Raw genomic sequence first — 22,943 nt, 5'->3', positions numbered from 1 at the left:
GAACGGCACCACGATCATTTCTGCCGCTTCTTCTTCGAGAGCGCGAAGCCCTCCTTCAGCAGATCGGTCATCGTGATCCCTTGGGAGACCGCGAAGCCCTTGAACTCTTTCTTGAAGTCGGGACTCACCTTGAAATTGAGCGACTTGTTCTCGCCGTCGCCCCCATGATCCTCGTCGGCCGGATCGGTTCGACTGCTGGCCAAGATACGCCCTCCCACTGCGGCCATGTTCCCTCTCGGCTGCTTCGGTTTGGGCAGAAATACAGATTTCCGCCTTTCTGGCAATCCGGAAAGACGGAATTCCTGAAATCTGGAAAGACAGAAATAAAGAAATCTGGATCGACTCCTCGACTCACGCTGGCTCAGGCGGATTGATGGAAACGGCTAAAAACCGTTGTCATAACGAGAACACAATAGGAACATTTGGTCAACCTGCGGCTTTGTGGCGCCGAATAGAAAACCGACCCCTATTCGTCCAGACTGGCTCCGGTCGACCAACGCTCGTCGCTCGGTTTCAGGAAATACCCTTCCTCGCAACAGGCCGGCGCCAGGGCGTGGAGCGGCGCCTGTTCGTCAAGCCATTCGCCGATCGCGAACGGATCAATCAGGAGAGGCATGTCCCTGCTCGCGCGGCCGACGATCGCGTTCGCGGCGGTGCGAATGCCAGCGCAGTACATGCCGTCAGGCCCATCAGCGATACGGGCGTTGATCCGTGAGGCGATTTGGCGGCTGCTTACGACCAAAGTTCGCCACTCACCTTAATCCGCTCGATCGTCAGCTTGTGAAATAAGCCGTCGTTCGAGCGTCAAAAAATAATCTAGGATATCGTGACGGTAACGCGCAGTCCGGGGTCGTTTGCTGCAACGGCGATGGAGCCCCCGTGGAGGCGGGCGACGGCTTGGACCATCGCTAGTCCGAGTCCCGATCCGGGCGCGTGGCGACTGGCATCCAGCCTGTAAAAACGGCGCAGGATTTTGTCATTTTCGGAGTCTGGAACGCCGGGTCCATCGTCGGCGACGGTGATGGTCGCACCGCTGCTGCCCGCCTCGACAGTGACGGTGATCGTGGTCCCCGGAGGTGTGTATTTCATCGCGTTATCGATCAGATTGGCAAAAACCTGAGCGAGCAGCTCTCCGTCCCCAATGATCTCCGCAGGCTGCAGGTATGCAACCAAGCAGCGATGGCCGTCCTCCGCCGCCGGGCGGTAGATCTGAATGACCTTATCCGCGATCTCGGCGAGATCGACCCGCCCGAACAGTTCGCGCGCCTCTCCGGCTTCGATAACGCCGATCCGGAGCAAGGCGCGAAACATGGTCCGCATGTCGTCGGTCTGCGCCAGCGCGATCTCGGCGCGTTCCCGCATCACGTCCATGGACTCCCCGTCTTGGATCGTTTCGAGGGTCTGCCGAAGGCGCGTCAACGGCGTGCTCAGATCATGCGCGATGTCGTTCGAAACCTGGCGCAGGCCCTCCATGAGTTCGCCGATACGGTCGAGCATAAGGTTCAGGTTGACCGACAGATTATCGAATTCGGGCGCCATGCCGATCGGTGGCAGCCGTTCCGAAAGTCGTCCAGCCATGATCCGCGCAACCGAACCGTTCACTCGCTCGAGACGACGCAGGAACACGGCGCCGGTGGCATAGCCACCGCCAAGCGCAAGAAGCGTGACGATGACCGCAGCAATTACCTCCACATTGTGCAGACGCTCGCGCAGCTTGTAGATGTCGTAGGTGTCGGTTCCCACGACCAGCAACAGCCCGCCGGGCAGTTTCGACCCGAGCGTTTGCAAGGTCTCGGGAACGCCCTCCTCACCCGGCGGCGGATGATCCTCGACGAACCGGACGCTTCCCCATCCCATCCTGATAGCTGGAAGCGGCATGTCGCCGGCAAGTCGCTCCCCGGCAGGACTGACCAGCGCATAGCGAAATTGTTGCTCGATTCCCTGGACCTGACGATGGTCGATCGTATCGATCAATTCGGAGACCCCGCCGTCCGGGAGTTCGCGCGTCAGAATGATCGTCTCTGCTTGCAGACTGGAACGCGTGGCCTCCAACTCGTAGGTGGAAATCGACCGCTCCACGACGAACAACACGACGGTCGAGCCTGCCGCGAACAGCGACGCCACGACGACCGCGAACCTGAATGCGCCGCTGTTGAACGAGCGCAACGCCTTCACGAGACCTGCTCTTCCATCCGATAGCCGGATCCGCGAACCGTCTGGATCAGTGGCACTTCGCCGGCTTGGTGGATCTTCGACCTCAGCCGGCTCATATGCCCCTCGATCACATTGGTGCCGGGGTCGAAATGTAGCGACCAGACATTTTCGAGCAGCATCGTGCGAGTCACGACTTCGCCCTTGTGACGCATCAGATATTCGAGGATTTTTGCCTCCTGGGCCTGGAGATCGATGCGCCGTCCATTGCGAGAGATCGTGCGTCGAAGCAGGTCGAATTCGAGATCGCCGACGCGCAGGACTGTTATCGACTCGATCGTCGGTGGGCGCCGCGCCAGCACCTGGACCCGGGCCAGCAGTTCCGACGTCGCAAAGGGCTTCACGAGATAGTCGTCAGCCCCGCCGAGCAGGCCCTCGACACGATCGCTGATCCCATCCATTGCGGTGAGCAAGAGCGCCGGCGTCACGACGCCGGCGTTCCGCACCTGTCGCAGCGCCGTCAACCCATCGAGCACCGGCACCATTCGGTCGAGGATCAGCACGGCATATTCGCCCGTGGTCGCGAGATGCACCGCATCCTCTCCAGACCCGCATTCGTCGACAACATGTCCAGCCGCGGCCAGCGCCTTGGCGATATGGGAGCGCGTCGTTCCATCATCCTCCAGGAGCAGGATCTTCATCTCATCCTCGTCGAATCAATCGTGAAGTGAACCTCCGGACCGGTCCAGTCGCAAGTTCGCAATTCCGAACGAGGAGCGGAGGCTGGGCGCATGTACGGTCCCCTAGAAGACCCGCAGAGGCATCCAGCCTCCGGAGTAGGATAGCATGCGTAAAATCATAATCACGCTCGCCGGCATGGGCCTGATCGCATCTGGCGCGAACGCCGCGATGAAGGGCGCCAATCTCGCCGGCCAGGCGAAGGTCGGTCTCGCTGCGGCGCGCGCCGCAGCGCTGAAAGCGCACCCCGGCAAAATCACCGACGAAGAGCTTGAGAAGGAGAAGGGCGGCTCGGGTCTGCGCTACTCGTTCGACATCTCGAGCGGCGGCAAGACCTTCGAGGTCGGCGTCGACGCCAAGACCGGCAAGGTGCTTGAGAATGCGCCTGAAGGCAAGAACCCGGATTGATCACCCGGCCCGAACGACGCGCCACCCCAGTGGCCGAATAGCTGATGCGGCCGCTGGGGACGCGATGGACGGGAGCTTGAATGCCGAAGACGATCTTTTCAGGCACGGTCCGATCGAGCTGGAAACCCTTGCTGGTTCTCTCGCTCCTTTCGGGCTGCGCGCATTACACATCCCTTCCGCTGGCCACGTCATCTCCCCTGTCGTCAGCGGAAACTGCGCTCCCGGATGCCCCCCCGGGAGCGCAGTTGTCCGTCGATGACGTGGTCAGGCTGGCACTCGCCAACAATTCCGATTTGCGCGCTGTGCGTGCCAAGAGAGGTCTGGCCGACGCACAGCTGCTCCAGTCGGGCATCCTGCCCAATCCTTCGCTCACCGGGGCCTTCTTGCCGCTCATCTCAGGCGTCGGGACCGTCCCCGCATGGACCGTTGGTCTCTCACAAAATATCAAGGCGCTTGTTACCTACAGCGCCAGTCGGCGTGCCACGCGCTATGCTGGTCAGCAGGTCTACGCAGATATTCTCTGGCAGGAGTGGCAGGTCGCCGGTCAGGCGCGGCAACTCGCCGCCGATCTGATCGCCGGCGAACGAAGCCGACCGCTGCTCGTCGAGGCATTCCAACTTCTCGATCATCGCAGGCAGGTGGTTCAGCAGGCGGTCGCCGCCGGCAATGCGACGCTCGTAACGGCGTCTCCGACGATCGTTGCCGTGCAGGCGGCGCGTACCAGCCTCTACCAGCTGGATCAGACGCAATTGTCGCGCCGGCACCAGCTCAACGCCTTGCTCGGCCTGGTGCCGGAAGCCGAAATCCGGCTCGCACCCACAGCCGATCTGCCACCATTCGATCCGGCCGGGATTCGCGCCAATCTGGCGATGCTCGTCGACCGCCGTCCGGACTTGCTGGCCCTGCGGTTAGGCTATGCGTCGGAGGATGCGAAGCTGCGCGTCGCCATCCTGTCTCAATTCCCCGACCTCGTCCTCGGCGGCCAGTCGAGCAGCGACAATGCCAAAGTCATCAACGGCGGCCCCACCGCAACCGTGGGGCTACCGATTTTCGACCGCAATCAGGGGAATATCGCGATCGAGCGCGCGACGCGGCTTAAGCTTCACGAGGATTATTCCGCGCGTCTTGCTGCCGCGACCGGACAAGTCGGCGCGACGCTCAGCGAGATGGAGCAGTTGCAGGCGCAACTCGATGTCGTCCGCCGCGACCTGCCGGCCGCGCGCCTCGCGGCGCAGCGCGCCGCCAACGCCTTCGGCTCCTCGCTGCTCGACGAGCGCAGCTACGTCGAGCTGGTGACTAACCGATACACAAAGGAACAGGAAGTCATGACCTTGGAGCTGGCACTGCTTGACCGGCAGGTGGCGCTGCAAACGCTGCTCGGAGCGGGGCTTCCGAGCATCGACACGCTTCCGGCGATCCCGAGCACCGCGGCAGTCGCGAAATGAGGAAGGTCGCGGCATTTTCGGGCCTGCTGCTGTTGGCGGGATGCGGATCGAGCGCGCAGCAGGACCCGACGCCCACGCCCAAGACGCTCGTTACGACCGCTTTGCTGCGGCGCGGTTCGCAGCCGGAATGGGTGACCGCTTATGGCAGCGCGATGCCGGCGGTGAACGGCGCCCAGACGCTCAGCATCAATCAACCCGGGCAGGTGACGAGCCTGCTCGTGGTCGCCGGAACGGCGGTGCGGGCCGGACAGACACTCGCCGTCTTCACCACCGCGCCGACCGCGGTCAGCGCCTATGAGCAGGCCGTCACGGCGCTGACCACGGCGCAGAAGCAGCGGTCGACCACCGCGCAACTTCTCTCGCAGCAGCTTGCCACCAAGGATCAACTCGCCCAGTCGGAGAAGGCCGTGCTGGATGCGCAAGCCGCCCTCGCCGCATTGAAGCGCGAGGGGGCGGGCGTTGCCGTGCGCTCGATCGTTGCGCCGTTTGACGGTGTCATCACGAACATCGCGGTCGCGCAGGGTGATCGCCCGCAGCCGGGCGCGCCGCTCATCACGGTCGCGCATGCCGGCGACATCATCGCCACCGTCGGAATCGACGCGGCGATCGCGGGGCAGGTGCATGTCGGACAGCGGGCCCGCGTGGCTCGTCTCAACGGCTCGCCACCAATCGTCGGCAAGGTCATCATGACCAACGCCATCCTCAATCCGCGCACGCGCCAGATCGACATCGGCGTGGCCTTTCCGGCAGGCGCGTTCATGCCCAACGAGGCGCTCAAGGCCGACATTGCGGTGCGAGAGGTCCAAGGCTGGTTGGTCCCCCACAAGGCGATTGTCACGGCCGGCGGTCCCCCGCGTCTTTTTCAACTCGTGGGGGGCAAGGCAAAGGCGGTTGCGGTCAAGCTGTTGCTGACCGGTGACGAGACCGACGTAGTCGATGGCCCAATCGATCCCAATCGCCTGCTGATCCTGGACGGCGCTTATCAGGTGAATGACGGCGACGCCGTCCGGACGGGGCGCCCTTCGTGATCGAACGGCTGCTACAGCGCCAGTCGCGCGCTTTCGTGATCATCGCCATCGCTCTAGCCTTGGCGGGGATCGTCGCGGCATTGGCGCTGCCGATCGGATTGTTCCCGCAGACATCCTTCCCGCGCGTGGTGGTTGATCTCGATGCGGGGAGCAGACCGGCCGATCAGACGGCGCTCCTCGTCACGCGTCCGGTCGAGGAGGCCGTCCGCGCCATCCCCGGCGTGCAGGATGTCCGGTCGGAGACGACGCGCGGTTCCTCGCAGGTTTCAGTCGATTTCGGGTGGGGCCGCGACATGATCGCCAGCACATTGCTGGTCGATACAGCGATCTCGCGCACGCTGACCAAGCTGCCGGCCGGCACGCAATACAACGTCCGCCGGATGGACCCGACGGTCTTCCCGATCATCTCCTACGCGCTCGAATCCGACACGGTCAGCCAAGTCGAGTTGCAGGATATCGCGCGCTACCAGATCACGCCGCTGCTTTCGGGCATTACCGGCCTTGCGCGTGTCAACGTCCAGAGCATGGAGACCGCCGAAATAGAGGTGCTGGCCGATCCGGCGCGCCTCGCCAGCTATAATATGGCAATGACCGATCTCGCGACCGCGATCCGCGGCGGCAATGTGCTAAGCGCGGTCGGCCAGGTTCAGGACCGCGGGCGTCTCTCGCTCGTCATCGCCGATCGCAGCGTCGTCACGCCGCAGCAGATCGGCGACATCGTCATAAAGTCCGATCCCGCTGGCGTGGTGCGGGTGCGCGACGTGGCGACCGTCCAGAACGGCATCGTCCCGCAGTTCCAGCGCATCGTCGAGGACGGCAAGCCGGCCGTCCTGTTCATGATCTACGAACAGCCAGACGGCAACGCGGTCCAGATCGAGAAGGAGGTCACCAAGGCGCTTGCCGGGTTCAAGCTCCCGCCGGGCGTGAAGATCGTCAACTGGTACGATCAGAGCATTCTGGTCAAACAATCGGTGGCGAGCGTCCGTGACGCCGTCCTGATCGGCCTCGTCCTCGCAGCGGCAGTGCTGCTCTTCTTCCTGCGCAGCTGGCGTGTGACGCTGGTCGCGATCATCGTCGTGCCCGCAACCCTGGCCACGACCGTGCTGGTGCTCAGCGTCCTCGGCATGAGCTTCAACATCATGACGCTGGGCGGCATCGCCGCCGCTGTCGGCCTGCTCATCGACGACGTCATCGTCATGATCGAGCATATCGCGAGGCGTGCGGGCGCCACGAACGAAAAAGGTGAAGTCGCAGGTGACGCCGCCGTTCTGCCGGCCGCGCACGAATTCATGAAGCCGCTGACAGGCTCAAGTCTGGCCACATTGATCGTCTTCCTGCCACTCTCGTTCCTCACCGGAGTGACAGGAGCCTTCTCGAAGGCGCTGTCGATCACCATGGCCGCAGCGCTTGCCATTTCCTGGGCGATGACGGCCTTCATCGTGCCCGTTCTGGCGCGCCAGTTGATCGACTTCAAGAAATGGAAGGATCCGGGTGCCGCCGGCGAAGGCTGGCTCGCCAAGCGGCACGACAAGGCGCTCGACGGGCTCAACCGGCGCCCTTGGATCCTTGCGGTTATTCTCGTGCCTCTGCTGGCCGTTGGTTATCTTGGCTATTCGAAGGTGCCGAGCGGCTTCATGCCGAAGGTCGATGAGGGCGGCTTCATTCTCGACTACTACACCGCGGCCGGCACCTCGCTCGCGGAGAGCGACCGGGAGATCGGCCAGATCGACGCGCTGCTGCGCGCCAACCCCGATGTCGAAACCTTCTCGCGGCGGCTGGGCACAAGCTTGGGTGGCAATCTCGGGCAAAGCTATCGCGGCGACTATTTCGTCAAGCTGAAGACCGACCACAGCAAGCCGACCGAGCAGATCATGTCGGAGACGCGCGCCAAGGTGCTCGAAACCGTCCCCGGCGTGGATGTCGAGGTCGCGCAGTTGATGGAGGATCTAATCGGCGACCTCACGGCCGTGCCGCAGCCGATCGAGATAAAGCTCTATTCCTCGGACATCGCTGCGCTGCGTCCTCAAGCGGAAAAAGTCGCCGAAGCGATCAAGAAGATCGGCGGTGTCGTCGAAGTGAAGAGCGGCGTAAAACTCGCCGGCGATGCCCTTAATGTGAAGGTGGACCCGATACGCGCTGGCGTCGAAGGCGTGGCTCCCGCCGATGTCGAGGCCGCACTCAACACCGCGCTCACCGGCACGGTCGCCACCTCGGTTCCGCAATCGACCAAGGTGGTCGATGTCCGCGTGCGCCTGCCGAACGCCATGACGATTAGCCAGGCCCAGCTCGCCAGGCTGCCGATTCGCGCCACCGACGGTCACATCTTCCCGCTGGAACGCGTCGCCGACATCACGGCGGAGGCAGGGCAACCGCAGATAACCCGTGAGAACCTCGAGCCGATGATCGCGGTAACCGGCCGCATCGACGGCCGGGGTCTTGGCGCTGCGGTCGGAGACGTGAAGACTTTGCTCGACAAGCCCGGGACGCTCGCTCCCGGCATTCGGTACGAGCTGGGTGGCCTCTATGCCCAACAGCAGATCGCGTTCGCCGGCCTGACCAAAGTGTTCGCGGCGGCGCTCATCGCCGAGTTCGTGCTTCTCCTGATCCTCTATCGCCAGTTCTGGCGCCCGACGATCATCATCGCCTGCTCGTTGCTCTCGACCACCGCCGTGTTCACCGCGCTGTGGCTGACCGGCGTCGAGCTCAACATCACCGCGCTGATGGGCATGACGATGATCATCGGCATCGGCACCGAGATGGCGATCTTCTACATGTCGGAACTCGAAGAGCTGTCTCATGACATGCCGCTGCGCGATGCCATCCGCGAGGCAAGCCGGAACCGATTGCGGCCGATCACCATGACGACCGCCGCCGCGATCCTCACCCTCCTGCCGTTGGCGCTCGCTATCGGCCAGGGCTCGGGCATCCAGCAGCCGCTTGCGATCGCCATCATCGCGGGTCTGCTACTGCAATATCCTCTCGTGCTGATCGCTATGCCAGTGATGGTTCGGCTGACCCTCGGCCGTGGCGATCCGAAACCGCAACCGCCGGAAGCCGCCGTGCAAGCGCAGTGATACGCATCGTTAAAATTCCAAATTGCGGAAAGCATTCGAGATGAAAGAACGATTTGGGCTACGCCCGCTCATGGCGGGTCGCCTTGGAGCCGCACTCGCGCTGTCAGCAGTACCTATCACCCTTGGGGCCAATGCGCCTGCATCAAAGGCTGACGAGCCAGCCAGGACAATCAGCCTTCCAGGAGTGAGCGGCGGCTTTGATCACCTCGCGTTCGACGAACGTCGTGGTCGCCTGTTCGCCACGGCTTCGGATCAAGGCACCGTCGAGGTTGTCGATCTCGGCAAGGGCGCGAAGGTCCTGAGCCTCACCGGGTTCGTTAGTCCCCACAATATCGTGATCCGATCGGGCCGACCTACGATCCTGATCGTCGACAGCGAAGCCTCGAAATCGCGCCTCATCGACGCCGCAACGTTGCGCACGATCCGGGATCTACCGCTCGAACTCGGCGCGAACTGCACGCTTTACGATGCGCGGACCAATCGCCTCTACGTGACCACGGGCGGCGACCGCGTGAAGATGGCGAAGTCGACTATCATCGCGATCGACCCGGACACCGGCAAGGTGCTGCAATCGGCCGAGCTGCCCTCGATCCACCTCCAGCCCATTGCCCTCGACCCAGCCAACAACCGCCTGTTCGTCGATATGGCCGACACCAACATGGTGGCGGTCGTCGACGCCAAAACCTTGCGGCTCAGAGCTCAATGGCCGGTCGGAAAGGCCGAGCGCAACTCCGCTATCGCCTTCGATGCCCTCCACCACAGGCTCTTTGTCATTGGTCGGCGTGGTTTTATGACGGTGCTGAACGCGGATACCGGCGCGATCACGCAAACGGTCGATGTGCCGACGGACTCGGATGACATCGCCTTCGACGCAGCGCGCCACCGGGTCTATGTCCCGGGAGGTGACGGCTTGCTTGGCGTCTACGACGTGTCACGCCCGGATCAGACGGTCGAGATCAAGCGATTGGTCACGCCCAAGGGGGCGAGAACGGGGCTGCTGATCTCGAGCCGTCGGCAATATATCGTCGCTGCACCCACCGATGGATCAAATGGTGCGAGCCTTGTCGTGTTCAATACGCTGTGATCATCGTGTTGCAGTTCGGCGGGTATCTTCGATGATCCGCGTGTCTCAAGGCAGCACCGGCGCGCGTCGACCAGCGACGTTTTTGTGGCCCGCTATCGGGCTACTCATGATTTCGCTCATCCTGCTCGGCGTCTATCTCGGACATGAACTGATGGAAGGGGAGCGCTTCGCTCTCGATTGCCGAATTCTGCTGGCTTTGCGCATTCCCGGAGACCTGGGAACGCCGATCGGACCGCGCTGGTTGTTGCAGTCGGTCATCGATGTGAATGCACTCGGCGGTGTCACGTTGCTTTGCCTGTGCGGATCGGCGGGTGTGATCTGGCTGGCTTACGCTCGCAAGCGTGCGGAGGCGCTTTGGCTAGCCTGCTCGATGATCGGCAGTTCGTTGATCAGCGACACCATCAAGGTCTGGATCGCGCGGCCGCGTCCCGACCTGGTCCCTCACCTCGCCCAAGCCACCAGCGCCAGCTTCCCGAGCGGGCACGCGATGAATTCGGCGGCAACCTATCTGACGCTGGCGCTGATGCTTGCGGACAGCATCACGCCTGCGGATCGACGCGCTCGTGTCGGCCGTATCGCGATCGTCGCCTTCTTCTGCCTCATCGTCATCCTGATCGGCATGTGCCGTATCTATCTCGGGGTGCATTATCCGAGCGATGTAATCGCGGGGTGGTCTTTCGGCACCGCTTGGGCGCTCATCGTCTGGGCCCTCAACCGGCGTATTGTCGGCAAGCGGATAGCGACCACCAACGGCCAATGAGCGGACGTGGTTCGAGATCTTCGGACAGCCATACGTCGCATTGCAGCATTTTCTAGTTTCGGTCCGTTGACCCGCTTTGGCTCGGACGTCATAGTCAGCGTAACGGCAATGGATTTCTGCCGGGCTTTCGAGCCGAACCGCCCTCGCAAGGGCCGATGATTCCTACCAGGCGCCGCAAGGCAGCAGGGAGGAATCGTGCGCGCAACGTTTCGTAATCTGTTCGACACACTCGATGTGATCGGGTTCCTGCGCAACCGGCACGATCATGCAGTTTCCGTCGCGCGCTGGGCGCTGCTGCTGATGCCGATGGCGACGGCCGTGGGCACGCTGTGCGCGGCATTCCTCTGGAGCCTCGACGTCGCGACAAAGGCGCGCTTCGATCATCCGTGGTTGCTGTTCCTGCTGCCGATCGGCGGTGGCGCGGTCGGATTGCTCTATCACGCACTCGGCAAGTCGGTGGAGGGCGGTAACAATCTCATCGTCGAGCAGATTCACGAACCCGGCGGCGGAGTGCCGCTGCGCATGGCGCCGCTGATCTTCCTTGGCACGATTGTCACACACCTATTCGGCGGCTCCGCCGGTCGCGAGGGCACTGCCGTACAACTTGGCGGCAGCCTGGCGAGCGCGGTCGCACGCCTGTTCAAGCTCGATGCGCCGAGCGTGCGGGTGGTTCTCATGGCGGGCATCGCTGCTGGTTTCGGTGCGGTGTTCGGGACACCGCTGGCGGGCGCGGTCTTCGCGCTCGAGGTGCTGGCGGTCGGACAGGTGGAGTATCGTGCGCTGCTGCCCTGCCTCGTCGCCGGGGTCGTCGGCGACTGGACCTGCCACGCCTGGGGTATCCATCATACGGCCTACCATATCGATTTCCTGATCGATCCGAGGGCGGCGCTCGGCGTAGCACCCGCGCTGCTGGCCAAGGCGGCGATCGCCGGCGTCCTGTTCGGCCTGACCGGGCTCGCCTTCGCCGAGGCGAACCACGCGCTCGGCGGCTGGGTCAAGCGCCTGATCCCCTATGGCCCGCTCCGCCCGGTGCTCGGCGGGGTCGCCGTGATCGGCATGGTCTATCTGTTCGGAACGCGCGCCTATCTTGGTCTCGGCGTCTGGACCGCGATCCCCGGCGACGCGACGATTGCCGGCTTCTTTTCCGGTCCGGTTGATCATTGGAGCTGGCTGCTCAAGATTGTCTTCACCGTCGTCACCCTCTCGTTCGGCTTCAAGGGTGGCGAGGTCACGCCGCTATTCTTCATCGGCGCGGCGCTGGGCAACGCGCTCGCCGGGCCGCTCGGCGCGCCGGTCGATCTTTTCGCCGGGCTCGGCTTCGTCGCCGTGTTTGCGGGCGCGGCCAACACGCCGCTCGCCTGCACGATCATGGGCATCGAGCTGTTCGGCGCGGGCAATGCCGTGCCGATCGCGGTCACCTGCTTCACCGCCTATCTCTGCTCGGGCCATAGCGGCATCTATCTTTCGCAGCGCATTGCGGTGCCGAAGCACAGCACCGGGCTGCTGGCACCAGACATAATGCTCCGCGACGTCCGCGCGACCCGTCCGGCCCGCTCGATCGCCCCACCGTTTCCGATCACCTTAGTCGAAGAAAGCCCCGCCATGTGCTTTGCCCATGACGTCTCGCCGAGCGAAATCGGCATGATCCGCATCTATGTGAAACCCGGCGACAAGATCGGCCGGTCGGGCGCGCGCGGCCTCTGGTCGGCCAAGCCGCTTTACCGGGAACTCGTAGTCCAGGCCAAGGCTGACGGGATCATGAACGCCGTCGCGCATCACACCCACTTTGGCTTCAGCAATCACGGGCCGGTTCGCCAGAACGGATCGGAGCTGTCCGACCCGCATCTGACGATGTGCGTCGAACTGATCGGCCATCGCGAGGAGCTCAAGCGGTTCTGCCGCCGCCACGGCGATCTGCTCGCCGACAAGGTCATCGTCTACAAGCATCTCGAACATTGGCGCGTCGGGCCGGCCGGAGTCGACCGCGACGATGCCACACCCGCAGAGCTCGCGGGCGAAGCGGAATGAGCGGGCGTCCCATGGAAATCGCGTCCGCCTCCTGGCTGATCTGGGCGCTGCTCTCAGCGAGCTTCGCAGCAATGACCGCCATCTTCGCCAAAGTCGGGGTAGAGGGCATCAACTCCGATCTCGCCACCTTCTTCCGCACCATCGTGATCATCACCGTACTCGGCGCTTTGCTCGCGATTACCGGGAAGTTTCAGCCGCTCGGTGACATCTCTCCCCGATCTTGGCTGTTTTTGACGCTGTCGGGTCTCGCCACGGGCGCGTCGTGGCTCTGTTACTTCCGCGCGCTCAAGATCGGTGATGCCGCTCGGGTCGCGCCGATCGACAAACTCAGCGTCGTCATCGTCGCGATCATCGGCGTGACGGTGCTGGGCGAACATCTCTCGCTGCGTGGCTGGCTGGGCATCGTCCTGATCGGCGGCGGCGCGGTGCTCGTAGCCACCGCCTGAGCGCCTTTTCTCACCTCCTTGAATCTCAGTCGCTTTGAAGTGGACACCGGACCATGCGTCTTTCGAATTCTCTCGTCTTGCTGTTGCCCGCTCTTGTCCTGCCCAACCCGCCAGCCGAAGGCTCACCCGAGCAGACACTCGAACTCAAGCAGCTGCACGACATAGAGGCGTCGCGAACCGCAGCGGAGTTCGCGCATGCCGATGCCGACTTCAAACTCAAGAACGTGACCGTCTTCGCCGAGGCGATGGGGCCGGGTTTCGATCTCGCCCGCCTGCCTGAAACCAAGGCGCTTTTCGACACTCTGCAGGCGGAGGAAAAGGCCTCCGCTAATCGGGCAAAGGACCATTTCAAGCGCAACCGGCCATGGATCGTTGATCAGAGCCTCCATGGCTGTTCGACGGATGATCCGCCGCAGAGCAGCTACCCGAGCGGTCATGTCACGATGGGATTCGCGATGGCGACGGTGCTGGCCCGGCTCGCGCCGCGGAGGGCACCGGCTATCATGGCGCGCGCGGCCGATTATGCGCGTAGCCGCTTGGTCTGCGCGATGCACTTCCAGACGGACGTCACCGCAGGCGAGATTTGGGGCACCATGATCGGGGAGCGTCTGATGCAGCAGCCTGGTTTTCTGGCACAGTTCGGTCGCGCAAAGGCCGAGCTGATTAGCGCAGGAGTGGCAGCACAATGAGCGGCGTGGTCCGAATTCTGGCGATGCTCGCAGGTACGACGGCCTTGGTCGCAGCCTTGCCCGCATGCGCGAAAAACGCGGCCCCGCGTCGTCAGGCCCAACACAATGTCATTCTTGTCGTGATCGATGGTCTGCGAGGGAGGATCGTGACCCCGCAGACGGCGCCTGAACTCGCCCGGCTGCGCGATGACGGGGTCTATTTCCCCAATAGCCACTCGGTCTTTCCGACCTTCACCACGGCCAATGCCTCGGCGCTCGCAACCGGACATCAGCTGGGCGATACCGGTGATTTCAGTAACACGATCTACACGGTGAAGCCTGTTGCGAGCGCCGGTGGCAGTGTGACGCCTTTCCTTGAGAACGATGCGGTGCTCGGTGAAGTCGATGCCCAGTTCGGTGGTAATTATCTCGATGAGATGACGGTGCTGGAGGCCGCGCGTCGCGCGGGGTTTGGCACGGCCGCAATCGGGAAGCTCGGGCCCGCCCTGATCCAGGATCACCTTGCCCGCGATGGTCAGAAGACGGTGATTCTCGACGACAGCACCGGGCATGAAGGCGGCATCCCGCTCTCGGCAGACGTTGCCGCCAAGTTCACCGCCGCCGACCTGCCGCTGGTTACGCCCAGCCGCGGCGAGAATGGCAAATCGGGAGATTTCAAGACACCCGGCACGACATCCGCGAACATCACGCAGCAGGACTATTTCATCGACGCGGCCACCAAGGTCGTGTTGCCGGCCTTGAAGGCGCGAGGCCGTCCGTTTGCGATGGTGTTCTGGTCGCGCGATCCGGACGGCACGCAGCATAACCAGGGCGACAGCCTCAACGCGCTGACACCCGGTATCAACGGGCCCTCGACCTTTGCGGCGATCCGCAATGCCGATGGTGATCTTGGCAAACTGCGAGCAGCTCTAGATGCGCTGGGCCTGACCGACACGACGGATATCATCGTGACGTCCGATCACGGTTTCTCGACGATCTCGAAGCAGAGCGCGAGCAGCCCGGCCGCCAAGGCAAGCTACGGCGACGTGCCCGCCGGATTCCTGCCGCCCGGGTTTCTCGCGCTCGATATCGCTAAGGCGCTCGCGCTGCCGGTCTTCGATCCGGAGGCAAGGAATGCCCGTCTCGCAGATGACGCACATCCGAGCCGTGGCAACGCCCTGCTCGGTCCCGATCCGGCCCGGCCGCAGATCGTCGTGGCGGCCAATGGCGGATCGGACCTTCTCTACCTGCCGGCGAAGGATCGCGCGCTTGCCGTGAAGACTATCGAGGCGCTGCTTGCCCAGGATTATGTCAGCGGCATCTTCGTCGACGATGTGTTCGGCGTGATACCCGGCACCTTGCCGCTCTCCGCGATCAATCTCAAAGGCCACGCGGCCACGCCGACGCCCTCGATCGTCGTCAACTTCCGGTCGGAAGCGGGGAGTTGCGCGATCGCGACGAACTGCCAGATCGAGGTCGCCGATGGCACGCTCCAGCAGGGTCAGGGGATGCACGGCAGCTTTGGGCGCGGCGACACGCTGAACTTCACCGCCGCAATCGGCCCAGACTTCCGCGTGCGTTTCGTCGACCCGGTACCGGTCAGCAACGCAGATGTCGGGCAGACCATGTTGCATCTGCTGGGATTGAGGCCGCCGGCTCACGGCTATCTCATCGGTCGGGTCTTCCGGGAGGCGATGCCTGGATTTGGTCTTCCGAAGGTGCGCTCCGTCACCGCGCGATCGACACCGGCAGCGAGTGGCTTGCGCACGACCCTGCGCTACCAGCAGGTCGGGACAGCGCGCTATCTCGATGCGGGTGGCTTTGCCGGACGCACCTTGGGACTTGATGCTGAAACGTCGGCAGGCCGCAAATGACCGGCGCGCAGCCTCGCTATGAGGTCGAGCTTCGGGTTACCGGTTGTGCCCGTCTTCCGAGCGTAGGCGTCTGCCTTGGTCACGATCGCGTTGCGGGGCCGTGAGTGATCACAACGACATTGCCGGGGTGATGCGGACACCGTTCCCCCTCAGCAAGTTGAGGAATCGAGGCACCTTGTCGAGCGATGGACCGACCTTGTCAGCCGTCGGCGCCGCCTTGGTAACGCTGAATACGCCACGATAGATCAGCTTAGGGTCGGGATGTGCCTGTGCATCGGGCGTAGGATAATTCTGCCATAGTCGGAGGTGACCAATCCAGACAGTGGATCTTCCTGCACCGCCGCATCCATCGTTAGCATCAAGGCCGCCAATGCGAGCGCAACGAACCCCGCATGTCAGCTTCCTCCTCGCTTGATGACCTGATCGCGCTCGGGTTCATCGATTGTATGTCACCCGATGCGCGCAAAAGCGGCCGCGCCAAACGACGGGTCTGATCTGCCCCTAGCGATCGCGATGGGTCTGCGGATAGAGGGAGGGGTGGCCTGCGAAATCGGTGCGGGACCATCCGCGCCAGCAAGCATATGCTCCATCGTCGCGACACAGGTCCGGACGTCACCGTCAGCAAGGCTGTAGAAGACCAGCTTTGCATCGCGCCGGGTCATCACGAGACTAGCGCGGCGAAGCTCGGCGAGCTGCTGGCTGAGCGCGGGTTGCGACACGCCGGTGAGGCGCTCAATCTCGGCCACCTGCCGCTCACCGCCAAGAAGGCAGGAGAGGATCATCAGGCGCTGCGGCTGAGCGAAGACGCGTAACTTCTCGGCGGCAGCTTCCGCGAGCTCGCGCGACTGATGCAGTGAGGTCATGTGTCCGGTGCCGATCGGTGGAACCATGAATTGTCCTTGGACGGTGGCAATTCGGGCGGGAGCAGGATGTCGTCACCGGGATGCCAGTCAGCGGGCGTCAAGACCCCCTTTTCGGTCGAACGCTTGAGCGCCGCGAGCGTGCGCAACATCTCGGTGATCGAACGCCCAATGGTCATCGGATACCAGTTCATGGCGCGGATCACACCATCAGGATCGATGAAATAGGTTGCGCGAACCGTCGATGCGTCAGACGCATCGGGGTCGATCATCCCGTATGCCCGACCAACGGCCATCGAGGGATCCTCAACGACCGGGAATGGCACCGTGACACCGAACGCCTCCTCGATCGCGCGTAGCCAGGCGAGGTGTGCATAGAGGCTGTCCACCGACAGGCCCAAGAGCGCGCAGTCCAGCTCCTCGAACTGGTCGAAAGCCTTGGCGAGCGCGATGAATTCGCTGGTGCAGACCGGTGTGAAATCCGCCGGATGCGAGAAGAAGAGCAGCCAGCGTCCGCGATAGCTTTCGAGGCTTTTCTCTCCCTGCGTCGTGCGCGCCGTGAAGTTGGGCGCGTGATCGCCGGTCCGCAGCGGTGGTGGGGAAAGCTCATCGTGCATCGGGATCCAATGCCAGCGCCGGCGCGTTGACGCAACATAATTTATAAATTACATAAACAATGTAATCATTAAAGGATTTGCGCGATGGACCCAGCGCTTGACCATGCGACGAAGCTGGTCCGCGCTTCGCTGCGGACCAACATAAAGGCCGAAATCCGCTCGTTCTTCGACGAACCGACCAACACGGCGAGCTATGTGGCGTGGGATCCAGTGACCAAGCGCGCGGCGATCATCGATAGTGTCCTCGACTTCGACTCGGCGGCCGGCCGCACAGACACCGCGTCGGCTGATGCGATTATTGCGTTCGTGAAAGCCGAGGGTCTGACGATCGATTGGCTGCTCGAGACGCACGCCCATGCCGATCACTTGTCGGCGGCCCCGTATCTGCAGAAGGCTCTCGGCGGGAAGATTGCCATCGGGCGCGAGATCATCCGGGTGCAGAATGTGTTCGGCAAGATCTTCAACGCCGGCACCGAGTTCGAGCGCGACGGATCCGAGTTCGATCGCTTGTTCGATGACGGCGACCGTTTCACGATCGGGGAGATCGACGCGGTAGCACTGCATGTGCCGGGCCACACTCCGGCAGACCTTGCCTATGTCGTCGGTGACGCCGTGTTCACTGGCGACACGTTGTTCATGCCGGACTATGGCACAGCCCGCGCCGATTTCCCCGGCGGCGACGCTCGCGAGCTGTTCCGGTCGATCCGTCGTTTGCTTAAACTGCCGCCCGAAACCCGCCTGTTCCTTTGCCACGATTATAAGGCGGCCGGGCGCGACAAATATGTCTGGGAAACAACCGTTGGGGCGCAGCGCACCGGCAATGTGCATGTTCATGAAGGCGTTGACGAAGATGACTTCGTGTCGATGCGCACGAAGCGCGACGCGACGCTTTCGATGCCGAAGCTCATCTTCCCATCGATCCAGGTCAATATGCGCGGCGGTCATCTGCCCGAGGCAGAGCCAAACGGTACCCGCTACCTGAAAATCCCGCTGGACGTGTTGTGATACCGGGCTTTCCGCAGGCGGTTCCGCTCCACGGGCTGATCGGTGGCCTGATGATCGGTTGTGCTGCGGCGCTGATGTTGCTTGCCAATGGTCGTGTCGCGGGTTGCAGCGGCTTGTTCGCCCGCGCCGCGGGCCTTGCCGCATCCGGTGCTCCGCGCGCGATCGCGATCGCATTCACCCTCGGTCTGCCGCTTGGTGCCGCACTTATCGGCGCGATGACGGAGATCGAGGCACATTTCCCCGCATCGCTCGCGATGTTGGCGATAGCCGGCCTCATCGTGGGGTTCGGAACCCGGCTGGGCTCAGGCTGTACCAGCGGTCACGGTGTGGTTGGCATCGCTCGGCTTTCACCCCGTTCATTGGCGGCGACGGCTACGTTCATGGCGTCCGGCATCGCCACCGTGACGATCCTCCGGACCTTTGGGGCTGGCCTATGATCCGGCAAGTGATTGTCTCGCTTGGATGCGGCATGCTGTTTGGCGCCGGTCTCGCAGTTTCGGGCATGATTGATCCTGCCCGCGTCCGAGCCTTCCTCGATATCGGTGGCGCCTGGGATCCGACCCTTGCCTTCGTGATGGGCGGAGCGCTCGTCCCTATGGCGATCGCTTGGGCAGTCGTTCGTCGTCGTCAGCGACCGGTCGTCGCAACCGACTTTGACCTGCCCCCAACAAGACCGATCGACACACGGCTGATCGCCGGCGCTGCATTGTTCGGCATTGGCTGGGGCCTGGCCGGCCTATGTCCCGGACCCGCAGTCGCCGCGCTGGCGGTCGCGCCGGTCCCGGCGCTCATTTTCTGCATCGGCATGGCGGCGGGCTTCGGCCTGTTCCGCTTGCTGCCGACAGCCCGGCCCATCAATAAAGGAGAGCGACATGGCGTTCAAACGGCTGGATGACAGCCTTTCAGTGTCGCCGCAGCTTAGCCTCGGCGATGTCGCCCGCGCGGCGCGCGAGGGTTTCCGCGCGATCATTTCCAACCGTCCTGACGGGGAGGAGACCGGCCAGCCCGAAGCGGCCGCCGTTCAGGCCGAAGCAGAGCGGCGTGGGATGGCATTTGCCCATATTCCGATCGAGTCCGGAAAAGCCGGCGACGCGGACGCCGACGCGATGGCACAGGCGCTCACGACGCTGCCCAAGCCGATTGTCGCTTACTGCCGCAGTGGCGCGCGATCGACGACGCTGTGGGCGCTGGCGAATGCCAAGGCCTCGGACCCGGCTAGTCTCGTGCGGCAAGCGGCCGGGGCTGATTACGACATCGCTTCGCTCGAACCGCAACTTCAGCGCCGCAGAAAGGGCCAGTCCATGACCTATGACGTCGTTATCGTCGGTGGTGGTGCGGCCGGCATCGCCACCGCGTCCAGCATGCTCAAGCGCAACGCCAAGGTGACGATCGCGATCGTCGATCCTGCCACTGACCATTTCTACCAGCCCGGGTGGACGATGGTCGGCGCGGGCGTGTTCACGCCAGAGCAAACGCGCAAGGCGGAGGCCGATGTCATGCCCGCAGGCGTCGAGTGGTTGAAGGTCGCGGCCAGCGGCTTCGAGCCCGATCGCAACGCGGTCGAACTGGCTGACGGTCGCACGCTGACCTACCGCGTCCTTGTCGCCGCACCAGGGCTCCGCCTGGCCTGGGAGAAGATAGACGGGCTGGAAGCGGCGCTGGGCAAGAACGGCGTCACCTCCAACTATCGCTTCGATCTTGCGCCCTACACGCACCAGCTGGTCAAGCAGGTGAAGTCGGGTCGCGCGCTGTTTTCCCAGCCCGCGATGCCGATCAAATGCGCGGGCGCTCCGCAGAAGGCCATGTATCTGTCCTGCGATATCTGGCGTGAAGCCGGTGTTCTGCCTCAGATCGATGTCGAGTTTCACAATGCCGGCGCCGTCCTATTCGGGGTGGCGACCTACGTTCCGGCACTGATGGACTATATCGCGAAGTACGGGATCGACCTGCAGCTCGAATCCAACCTGATCGCTGTTGACGGGGATCGGCGCATCGCGACTTTCGAACGCAAGAGAGACGGCGAGATCACTCGGATCGAGCGCGAGTTCGACATGCTCCACGCTGTACCGCCACAGGTGTCGCTCGACGTGGTGGCGAAGAGTCCGCTTGCAGCCACCAGCGGCTTCATCGAGGTCGATGAAGCAACGCTGCGCCACAAGCGATATGAGAATGTCTTCGGGTTGGGCGACGGTGCTGGCACCAGCAATGCGAAGACTGCTGCGGCAGCACGCAAGCAGGCTCCGGTGGTCGCAGTCAATGTGCTGGCGGCCCTCGATGGCAAACCACCGGTCGCCGACTATGACGGCTATGGGTCGTGCCCGCTGACCGTCGAGCGGGGCAAGATCGTGCTCGCCGAATTCGGTTATGGTGGCAAGCTGCTGCCAAGCTTCCCAAGCTGGCTGATCGACGGAACCAGGCCCACGAGGGCAGCCTGGTTCCTCAAGGAGCGGCTGCTGCCGCCCCTCTACTGGAACGCGATGCTCAAGGGCCATGAGCTGATGGCCAAGCCGCACCGGATCGGCGCTTCCGCATGATGCTCGAGCCGATCCAGTATCTGCTCGGCGCGGTGTCGGGCGCACTGGTCGGCTTCACGCTCGGTCTGGTCGGCGGCGGAGGTTCGATCCTCGCCGTGCCGCTCATGGTCTATCTGGTCGGCGTGCCGAGCGCGCATATGGCGATCGGCACCAGCGCGTTCGCTGTTGCTGCCAATGCCGCGACCGGGCTGATCGGGCATGCGCGGGCCGGCACGGTAAAATGGAGATGTGGCGGGATGTATGCCGCCGCTGGTGTCGTGGGAGCACTCGCCGGCTCGACCGCGGGCAAGGCGTTCGACGGCGGTCGCCTCCTGTTCCTGTTCGCGCTCGTCATGGTGGTGGTCGGCATCGCGATGATCCGCGGCCGGAAGGCGCAGGGTATTCCCGGCGCTCAGTGCAACCGTGAGAATGCACCCAAGGTGCTGGGGTTCGGCCTTGCAACCGGCCTTTTTTCGGGCTTCTTCGGGATCGGCGGCGGGTTCCTGATCGTCCCCGGCCTGATCGGCTCGACGCGCATGCCGATGCTGAACGCCGTTGGCACCTCGCTGGTCGCAGTGGCGGCGTTCGGGCTCACCACGGCGCTCAACTATGCCTTTTCCGGACTGGTGGACTGGCCGCTTGCGGGCGTGTTCATCATCGGCGGCATCGTTGGCGGCCTGTTGGGCATTGTCGCCGCGCGGCGGCTGTCGGAAAGCCGAGGCGCGCTCACCACCGTGTTCGCCGTGCTGATCTTCGCGGTCGCCGCTTACATGCTGTGGAAAAGCGCGGGCGCATTTGCGTGATGGGACGTGCCATTACCGTCGGGCCGCTGCTGATCGCAGTCGATCGCGGACTTGCCGTTCTCTGCACCGTGGCATTTCTTGCGCTGGCGGCTTTCGCCGAGCGGCGCGGCGCAGCGCGTGTTTCGGCCGTGGCAACAAGTGCGGTCGTGGCCGGATTGGTCGCCGCCCGCATAGGCTATGTTGCGCTGCGCTGGTCGAGCTACCGCGACGATCCCTGGTCAGCCCTGGCGATCTGGCAGGGTGGATTTTCGCCCGTCGCTGGGATCGTCGGCGCGGCCATTCTGCTGGCCGTCAGGCTCGGACTTACACGCGCCCTCGTTCCGGCATTTGGCGCGCTGGCGGTTCCTTCGCTCCTGTGGATTGCGCTCCAGGCATGGATCCCGCCGGTGAACTATGGCCCGTTCCCTTACCACACAAAGCTCGCGGCGATCGACGGCACTTCTCTCGATCTGCAAAAACTCCGGGGTCGCCCGTTTGTCGTCAACCTCTGGGCAACCTGGTGCGGTCCGTGCCGGCGTGAACTGCCGATGCTTGTCGGAGCGACCAATCGCAAAGACTCGGTGCCGATCCTCCTCGCCAATCAGGGCGAGGATGCCGCAGTGGTCGCTGCATTCATGGCGCGGGAGAAGCTTGGCGAGAGCAGCGTGGCGCTAGACCATGATCGTTCGCTCAGTCGAGCCCTTGCGATCGCCGGATATCCCGCAACCGCGTTCGTCGCGGCCGACGGCACCATCGTCCAGTTCCAGCTTGGCGAGATATCGCGCGCCGCACTTGCAGACGGTATCGACATCGCAAGGAACCATCGATGACCCTGCACAGGCATTTGCCACGCGTGATGGCCGCGCTTTTCTTGGTCGCAGTGCCGCTATCATCGTCATGCGCGCAGCAGCCTGCTGACGTATCGCGCGCTGCGATCTTTGAAGATGCCGTCGCGCCAAAGGTCGCGCCACGCGGCTATGACATAACGATCGTCGAGTTCGCCGACTATAACTGCCCTTACTGCAAGCGCATGCACCCCGTCCTCAAGGCGCTTCTCACCTCGGACCCCAAGATCCGTCTAGTCTATCGCGACTGGCCCATCTTTGGCGGAGCCTCGGTCGAGGCTGCCCGCGCGGCAATCGCCAGCCAGTGGCAGGGTAAGCATGCCGTATTCAACGACGCGCTGCATTCGGCCAGCGGGAAGCTGGACAGCGCCGGCATTCGCACCGCCGCCGATCGCGCCGGTGTCAATTGGCCTCGCCTGCAAGCCGACCTCAAGACCCACAAGAGTGAGATTGATGCACTGCTGGCGCGGACCAACCGGCAGGCAATGGCGATCGGTTTGAGTGGGACGCCGGGCCTCATCATCGGCAACTACCTCGTGCCTGGCGCGCTCGATCTCCCGGCAATGCGTACGGCTGTCGCGCAGGCCCGTGCCGACGCGAGAAAGGCCAAGTGAGTG

General features: G+C 63.5%; 23 protein-coding genes and 1 riboswitch. Of the genes, 17 read left to right on the top strand and 6 right to left on the bottom strand.

The genetic code is table 11. The annotated features are described in order from the left end of the window. Positions 1–14: 14 nt before the first annotated feature. The 4 genes from F7P65_RS00735 to F7P65_RS00720 all read right to left on the bottom strand — a co-directional run bounded on the left by F7P65_RS00735 (position 15) and on the right by F7P65_RS00720 (position 2,852). Positions 15–203 (bottom strand): hypothetical protein, encoded by a 189-nt coding sequence (locus tag F7P65_RS00735; RefSeq protein ID WP_062788381.1) that lies wholly within the window; start codon positions 201–203, stop codon positions 15–17. Positions 204–466: 263 nt separating this feature from the next. Then, the gene (locus tag F7P65_RS00730; protein ID WP_162854508.1) at positions 467–616 is read right to left on the bottom strand and encodes a hypothetical protein; all 150 of its coding nucleotides are present in this window, start codon (positions 614–616) and stop codon (positions 467–469) included. A gap of 200 nt (positions 617–816) precedes the next feature. Further along, positions 817–2,175, bottom strand: a complete 1,359-nt coding sequence (locus tag F7P65_RS00725; protein WP_150289954.1) for a sensor histidine kinase — start codon at positions 2,173–2,175, stop codon at positions 817–819. Continuing rightward, positions 2,172–2,852 (bottom strand): winged helix-turn-helix domain-containing protein, encoded by a 681-nt coding sequence (locus F7P65_RS00720; RefSeq protein ID WP_150289953.1) that lies wholly within the window; start codon positions 2,850–2,852, stop codon positions 2,172–2,174. The genes F7P65_RS00725 and F7P65_RS00720 overlap by 4 nt, the downstream gene beginning before the upstream one ends. Before the next feature lie 145 nt (positions 2,853–2,997). Here F7P65_RS00720 and F7P65_RS00715 point away from each other — a divergent pair, with 145 nt between their 5' ends. The 10 genes from F7P65_RS00715 to F7P65_RS00670 all read left to right on the top strand — a co-directional run bounded on the left by F7P65_RS00715 (position 2,998) and on the right by F7P65_RS00670 (position 15,704). Next, a complete protein-coding gene (locus tag F7P65_RS00715; protein ID WP_150289952.1) occupies positions 2,998–3,297 on the top strand; it encodes a PepSY domain-containing protein in 300 nt (99 codons plus the stop codon). A gap of 245 nt (positions 3,298–3,542) precedes the next feature. Further along, positions 3,543–4,742 carry a TolC family protein gene (locus F7P65_RS00710; RefSeq protein ID WP_338053869.1) on the top strand — a complete coding sequence of 400 codons (1,200 nt, stop codon included), beginning with the start codon at positions 3,543–3,545 and terminating at the stop codon, positions 4,740–4,742. Further along, the gene (locus tag F7P65_RS00705) at positions 4,739–5,770 is read left to right on the top strand and encodes an efflux RND transporter periplasmic adaptor subunit (RefSeq protein WP_150289950.1); all 1,032 of its coding nucleotides are present in this window, start codon (positions 4,739–4,741) and stop codon (positions 5,768–5,770) included. Before F7P65_RS00710 ends, F7P65_RS00705 begins: the two co-directional genes overlap by 4 nt. Next, a complete protein-coding gene (locus F7P65_RS00700; RefSeq protein ID WP_150289949.1) occupies positions 5,767–8,844 on the top strand; it encodes an efflux RND transporter permease subunit in 3,078 nt (1,025 codons plus the stop codon). The genes F7P65_RS00705 and F7P65_RS00700 overlap by 4 nt, the downstream gene beginning before the upstream one ends. 184 nt (positions 8,845–9,028) lie before the next feature. Further along, positions 9,029–9,928 (top strand): YncE family protein, encoded by a 900-nt coding sequence (locus tag F7P65_RS00695; RefSeq protein ID WP_162854507.1) that lies wholly within the window; start codon positions 9,029–9,031, stop codon positions 9,926–9,928. A gap of 31 nt (positions 9,929–9,959) precedes the next feature. Further along, entirely contained in the window at positions 9,960–10,688 is a 729-nt protein-coding gene (locus F7P65_RS00690; protein ID WP_150289947.1) for a phosphatase PAP2 family protein, read from the top strand. 95 nt (positions 10,689–10,783) lie between these two features. Continuing rightward, positions 10,784–10,860: riboswitch (Fluoride riboswitch) on the top strand. Positions 10,861–10,883: 23 nt separating this feature from the next. Continuing rightward, a complete protein-coding gene (locus F7P65_RS00685) occupies positions 10,884–12,716 on the top strand; it encodes a voltage-gated chloride channel family protein (protein WP_150289946.1) in 1,833 nt (610 codons plus the stop codon). Positions 12,717–12,727: 11 nt separating this feature from the next. Beyond that, on the top strand, positions 12,728–13,162 hold the full coding sequence (locus F7P65_RS00680) for an EamA family transporter (protein ID WP_150289945.1): 435 nt from the start codon (positions 12,728–12,730) through the stop codon (positions 13,160–13,162). Between the two features lie 53 nt (positions 13,163–13,215). Continuing rightward, positions 13,216–13,851, top strand: coding sequence for a phosphatase PAP2 family protein (locus F7P65_RS00675; RefSeq protein ID WP_240334144.1), 636 nt, complete (start codon positions 13,216–13,218; stop codon positions 13,849–13,851). After that, positions 13,848–15,704 carry an alkaline phosphatase family protein gene (locus F7P65_RS00670; RefSeq protein WP_205451867.1) on the top strand — a complete coding sequence of 619 codons (1,857 nt, stop codon included), beginning with the start codon at positions 13,848–13,850 and terminating at the stop codon, positions 15,702–15,704. Before F7P65_RS00675 ends, F7P65_RS00670 begins: the two co-directional genes overlap by 4 nt. A gap of 449 nt (positions 15,705–16,153) precedes the next feature. Here the strand turns inward: F7P65_RS00670 and F7P65_RS00665 are convergent, their stop codons facing one another. Further along, a complete protein-coding gene (locus tag F7P65_RS00665) occupies positions 16,154–16,594 on the bottom strand; it encodes an ArsR/SmtB family transcription factor (RefSeq protein WP_476749600.1) in 441 nt (146 codons plus the stop codon). Continuing rightward, positions 16,564–17,181: a peroxiredoxin gene (locus F7P65_RS00660; RefSeq protein WP_150289944.1), complete on the bottom strand. Its 618-nt coding sequence runs from the start codon at positions 17,179–17,181 to the stop codon at positions 16,564–16,566. Before F7P65_RS00660 ends, F7P65_RS00665 begins: the two co-directional genes overlap by 31 nt. An 84-nt stretch (positions 17,182–17,265) precedes the next feature. Between F7P65_RS00660 and F7P65_RS00655 the strand changes: the two genes are divergently transcribed. Genes F7P65_RS00655 through F7P65_RS00625 form a run of 7 tightly spaced genes read left to right on the top strand, consistent with a single transcriptional unit; the run spans position 17,266 to position 22,940 of the window. Next, on the top strand, positions 17,266–18,186 hold the full coding sequence (locus F7P65_RS00655) for an MBL fold metallo-hydrolase (RefSeq protein ID WP_150289943.1): 921 nt from the start codon (positions 17,266–17,268) through the stop codon (positions 18,184–18,186). Next, positions 18,183–18,623, top strand: coding sequence for a YeeE/YedE family protein (locus F7P65_RS00650; RefSeq protein WP_150289942.1), 441 nt, complete (start codon positions 18,183–18,185; stop codon positions 18,621–18,623). The genes F7P65_RS00655 and F7P65_RS00650 overlap by 4 nt, the downstream gene beginning before the upstream one ends. Then, positions 18,620–19,081, top strand: a complete 462-nt coding sequence (locus tag F7P65_RS00645; protein WP_476749599.1) for a DUF6691 family protein — start codon at positions 18,620–18,622, stop codon at positions 19,079–19,081. The genes F7P65_RS00650 and F7P65_RS00645 overlap by 4 nt, the downstream gene beginning before the upstream one ends. After that, positions 19,059–20,720, top strand: a complete 1,662-nt coding sequence (locus F7P65_RS00640) for a bifunctional protein tyrosine phosphatase family protein/NAD(P)/FAD-dependent oxidoreductase (RefSeq protein ID WP_150289941.1) — start codon at positions 19,059–19,061, stop codon at positions 20,718–20,720. The genes F7P65_RS00645 and F7P65_RS00640 overlap by 23 nt, the downstream gene beginning before the upstream one ends. Beyond that, positions 20,717–21,502 (top strand): sulfite exporter TauE/SafE family protein, encoded by a 786-nt coding sequence (locus tag F7P65_RS00635; protein WP_150289940.1) that lies wholly within the window; start codon positions 20,717–20,719, stop codon positions 21,500–21,502. Before F7P65_RS00640 ends, F7P65_RS00635 begins: the two co-directional genes overlap by 4 nt. Next, positions 21,502–22,311 carry a TlpA disulfide reductase family protein gene (locus tag F7P65_RS00630; protein ID WP_150289973.1) on the top strand — a complete coding sequence of 270 codons (810 nt, stop codon included), beginning with the start codon at positions 21,502–21,504 and terminating at the stop codon, positions 22,309–22,311. The genes F7P65_RS00635 and F7P65_RS00630 overlap by 1 nt, the downstream gene beginning before the upstream one ends. Beyond that, positions 22,308–22,940, top strand: a complete 633-nt coding sequence (locus F7P65_RS00625; protein ID WP_150289939.1) for a DsbA family protein — start codon at positions 22,308–22,310, stop codon at positions 22,938–22,940. The genes F7P65_RS00630 and F7P65_RS00625 overlap by 4 nt, the downstream gene beginning before the upstream one ends. Positions 22,941–22,943 lie beyond the last annotated feature (3 nt).

The organism is Sphingobium estronivorans (genome assembly GCF_008692605.1).
GTDB lineage: Bacteria > Pseudomonadota > Alphaproteobacteria > Sphingomonadales > Sphingomonadaceae > Sphingobium > Sphingobium estronivorans.
This window is presented reverse-complemented; position numbering and strand designations above follow the sequence as displayed.

Bases quoted from the DNA above. Each gene is read 5' to 3' on its own strand.
- F7P65_RS00635 (WP_150289940.1), top strand. From the start codon at position 20,717: ATGATGCTCGAGCCGATCCAGTATCTGCTCGGCGCGGTGTCGGGCGCA.
- F7P65_RS00625 (WP_150289939.1), top strand. From the start codon at position 22,308: ATGACCCTGCACAGGCATTTGCCACGCGTGATGGCCGCGCTTTTCTTG.
- F7P65_RS00670 (WP_205451867.1), top strand. From the start codon at position 13,848: ATGAGCGGCGTGGTCCGAATTCTGGCGATGCTCGCAGGTACGACGGCC.
- F7P65_RS00715 (WP_150289952.1), top strand. From the start codon at position 2,998: ATGCGTAAAATCATAATCACGCTCGCCGGCATGGGCCTGATCGCATCT.
- F7P65_RS00630 (WP_150289973.1), top strand. From the start codon at position 21,502: ATGGGACGTGCCATTACCGTCGGGCCGCTGCTGATCGCAGTCGATCGC.
- F7P65_RS00665 (WP_476749600.1), bottom strand. From the start codon at position 16,594: ATGGTTCCACCGATCGGCACCGGACACATGACCTCACTGCATCAGTCG.
- F7P65_RS00660 (WP_150289944.1), bottom strand. From the start codon at position 17,181: ATGCACGATGAGCTTTCCCCACCACCGCTGCGGACCGGCGATCACGCG.
- F7P65_RS00655 (WP_150289943.1), top strand. From the start codon at position 17,266: ATGGACCCAGCGCTTGACCATGCGACGAAGCTGGTCCGCGCTTCGCTG.
- F7P65_RS00720 (WP_150289953.1), bottom strand. From the start codon at position 2,852: ATGAAGATCCTGCTCCTGGAGGATGATGGAACGACGCGCTCCCATATC.
- F7P65_RS00645 (WP_476749599.1), top strand. From the start codon at position 18,620: ATGATCCGGCAAGTGATTGTCTCGCTTGGATGCGGCATGCTGTTTGGC.
- F7P65_RS00675 (WP_240334144.1), top strand. From the start codon at position 13,216: ATGCGTCTTTCGAATTCTCTCGTCTTGCTGTTGCCCGCTCTTGTCCTG.
- F7P65_RS00690 (WP_150289947.1), top strand. From the start codon at position 9,960: ATGATCCGCGTGTCTCAAGGCAGCACCGGCGCGCGTCGACCAGCGACG.
- F7P65_RS00640 (WP_150289941.1), top strand. From the start codon at position 19,059: ATGGCGTTCAAACGGCTGGATGACAGCCTTTCAGTGTCGCCGCAGCTT.
- F7P65_RS00680 (WP_150289945.1), top strand. From the start codon at position 12,728: ATGGAAATCGCGTCCGCCTCCTGGCTGATCTGGGCGCTGCTCTCAGCG.
- F7P65_RS00730 (WP_162854508.1), bottom strand. From the start codon at position 616: ATGCCTCTCCTGATTGATCCGTTCGCGATCGGCGAATGGCTTGACGAA.
- F7P65_RS00705 (WP_150289950.1), top strand. From the start codon at position 4,739: ATGAGGAAGGTCGCGGCATTTTCGGGCCTGCTGCTGTTGGCGGGATGC.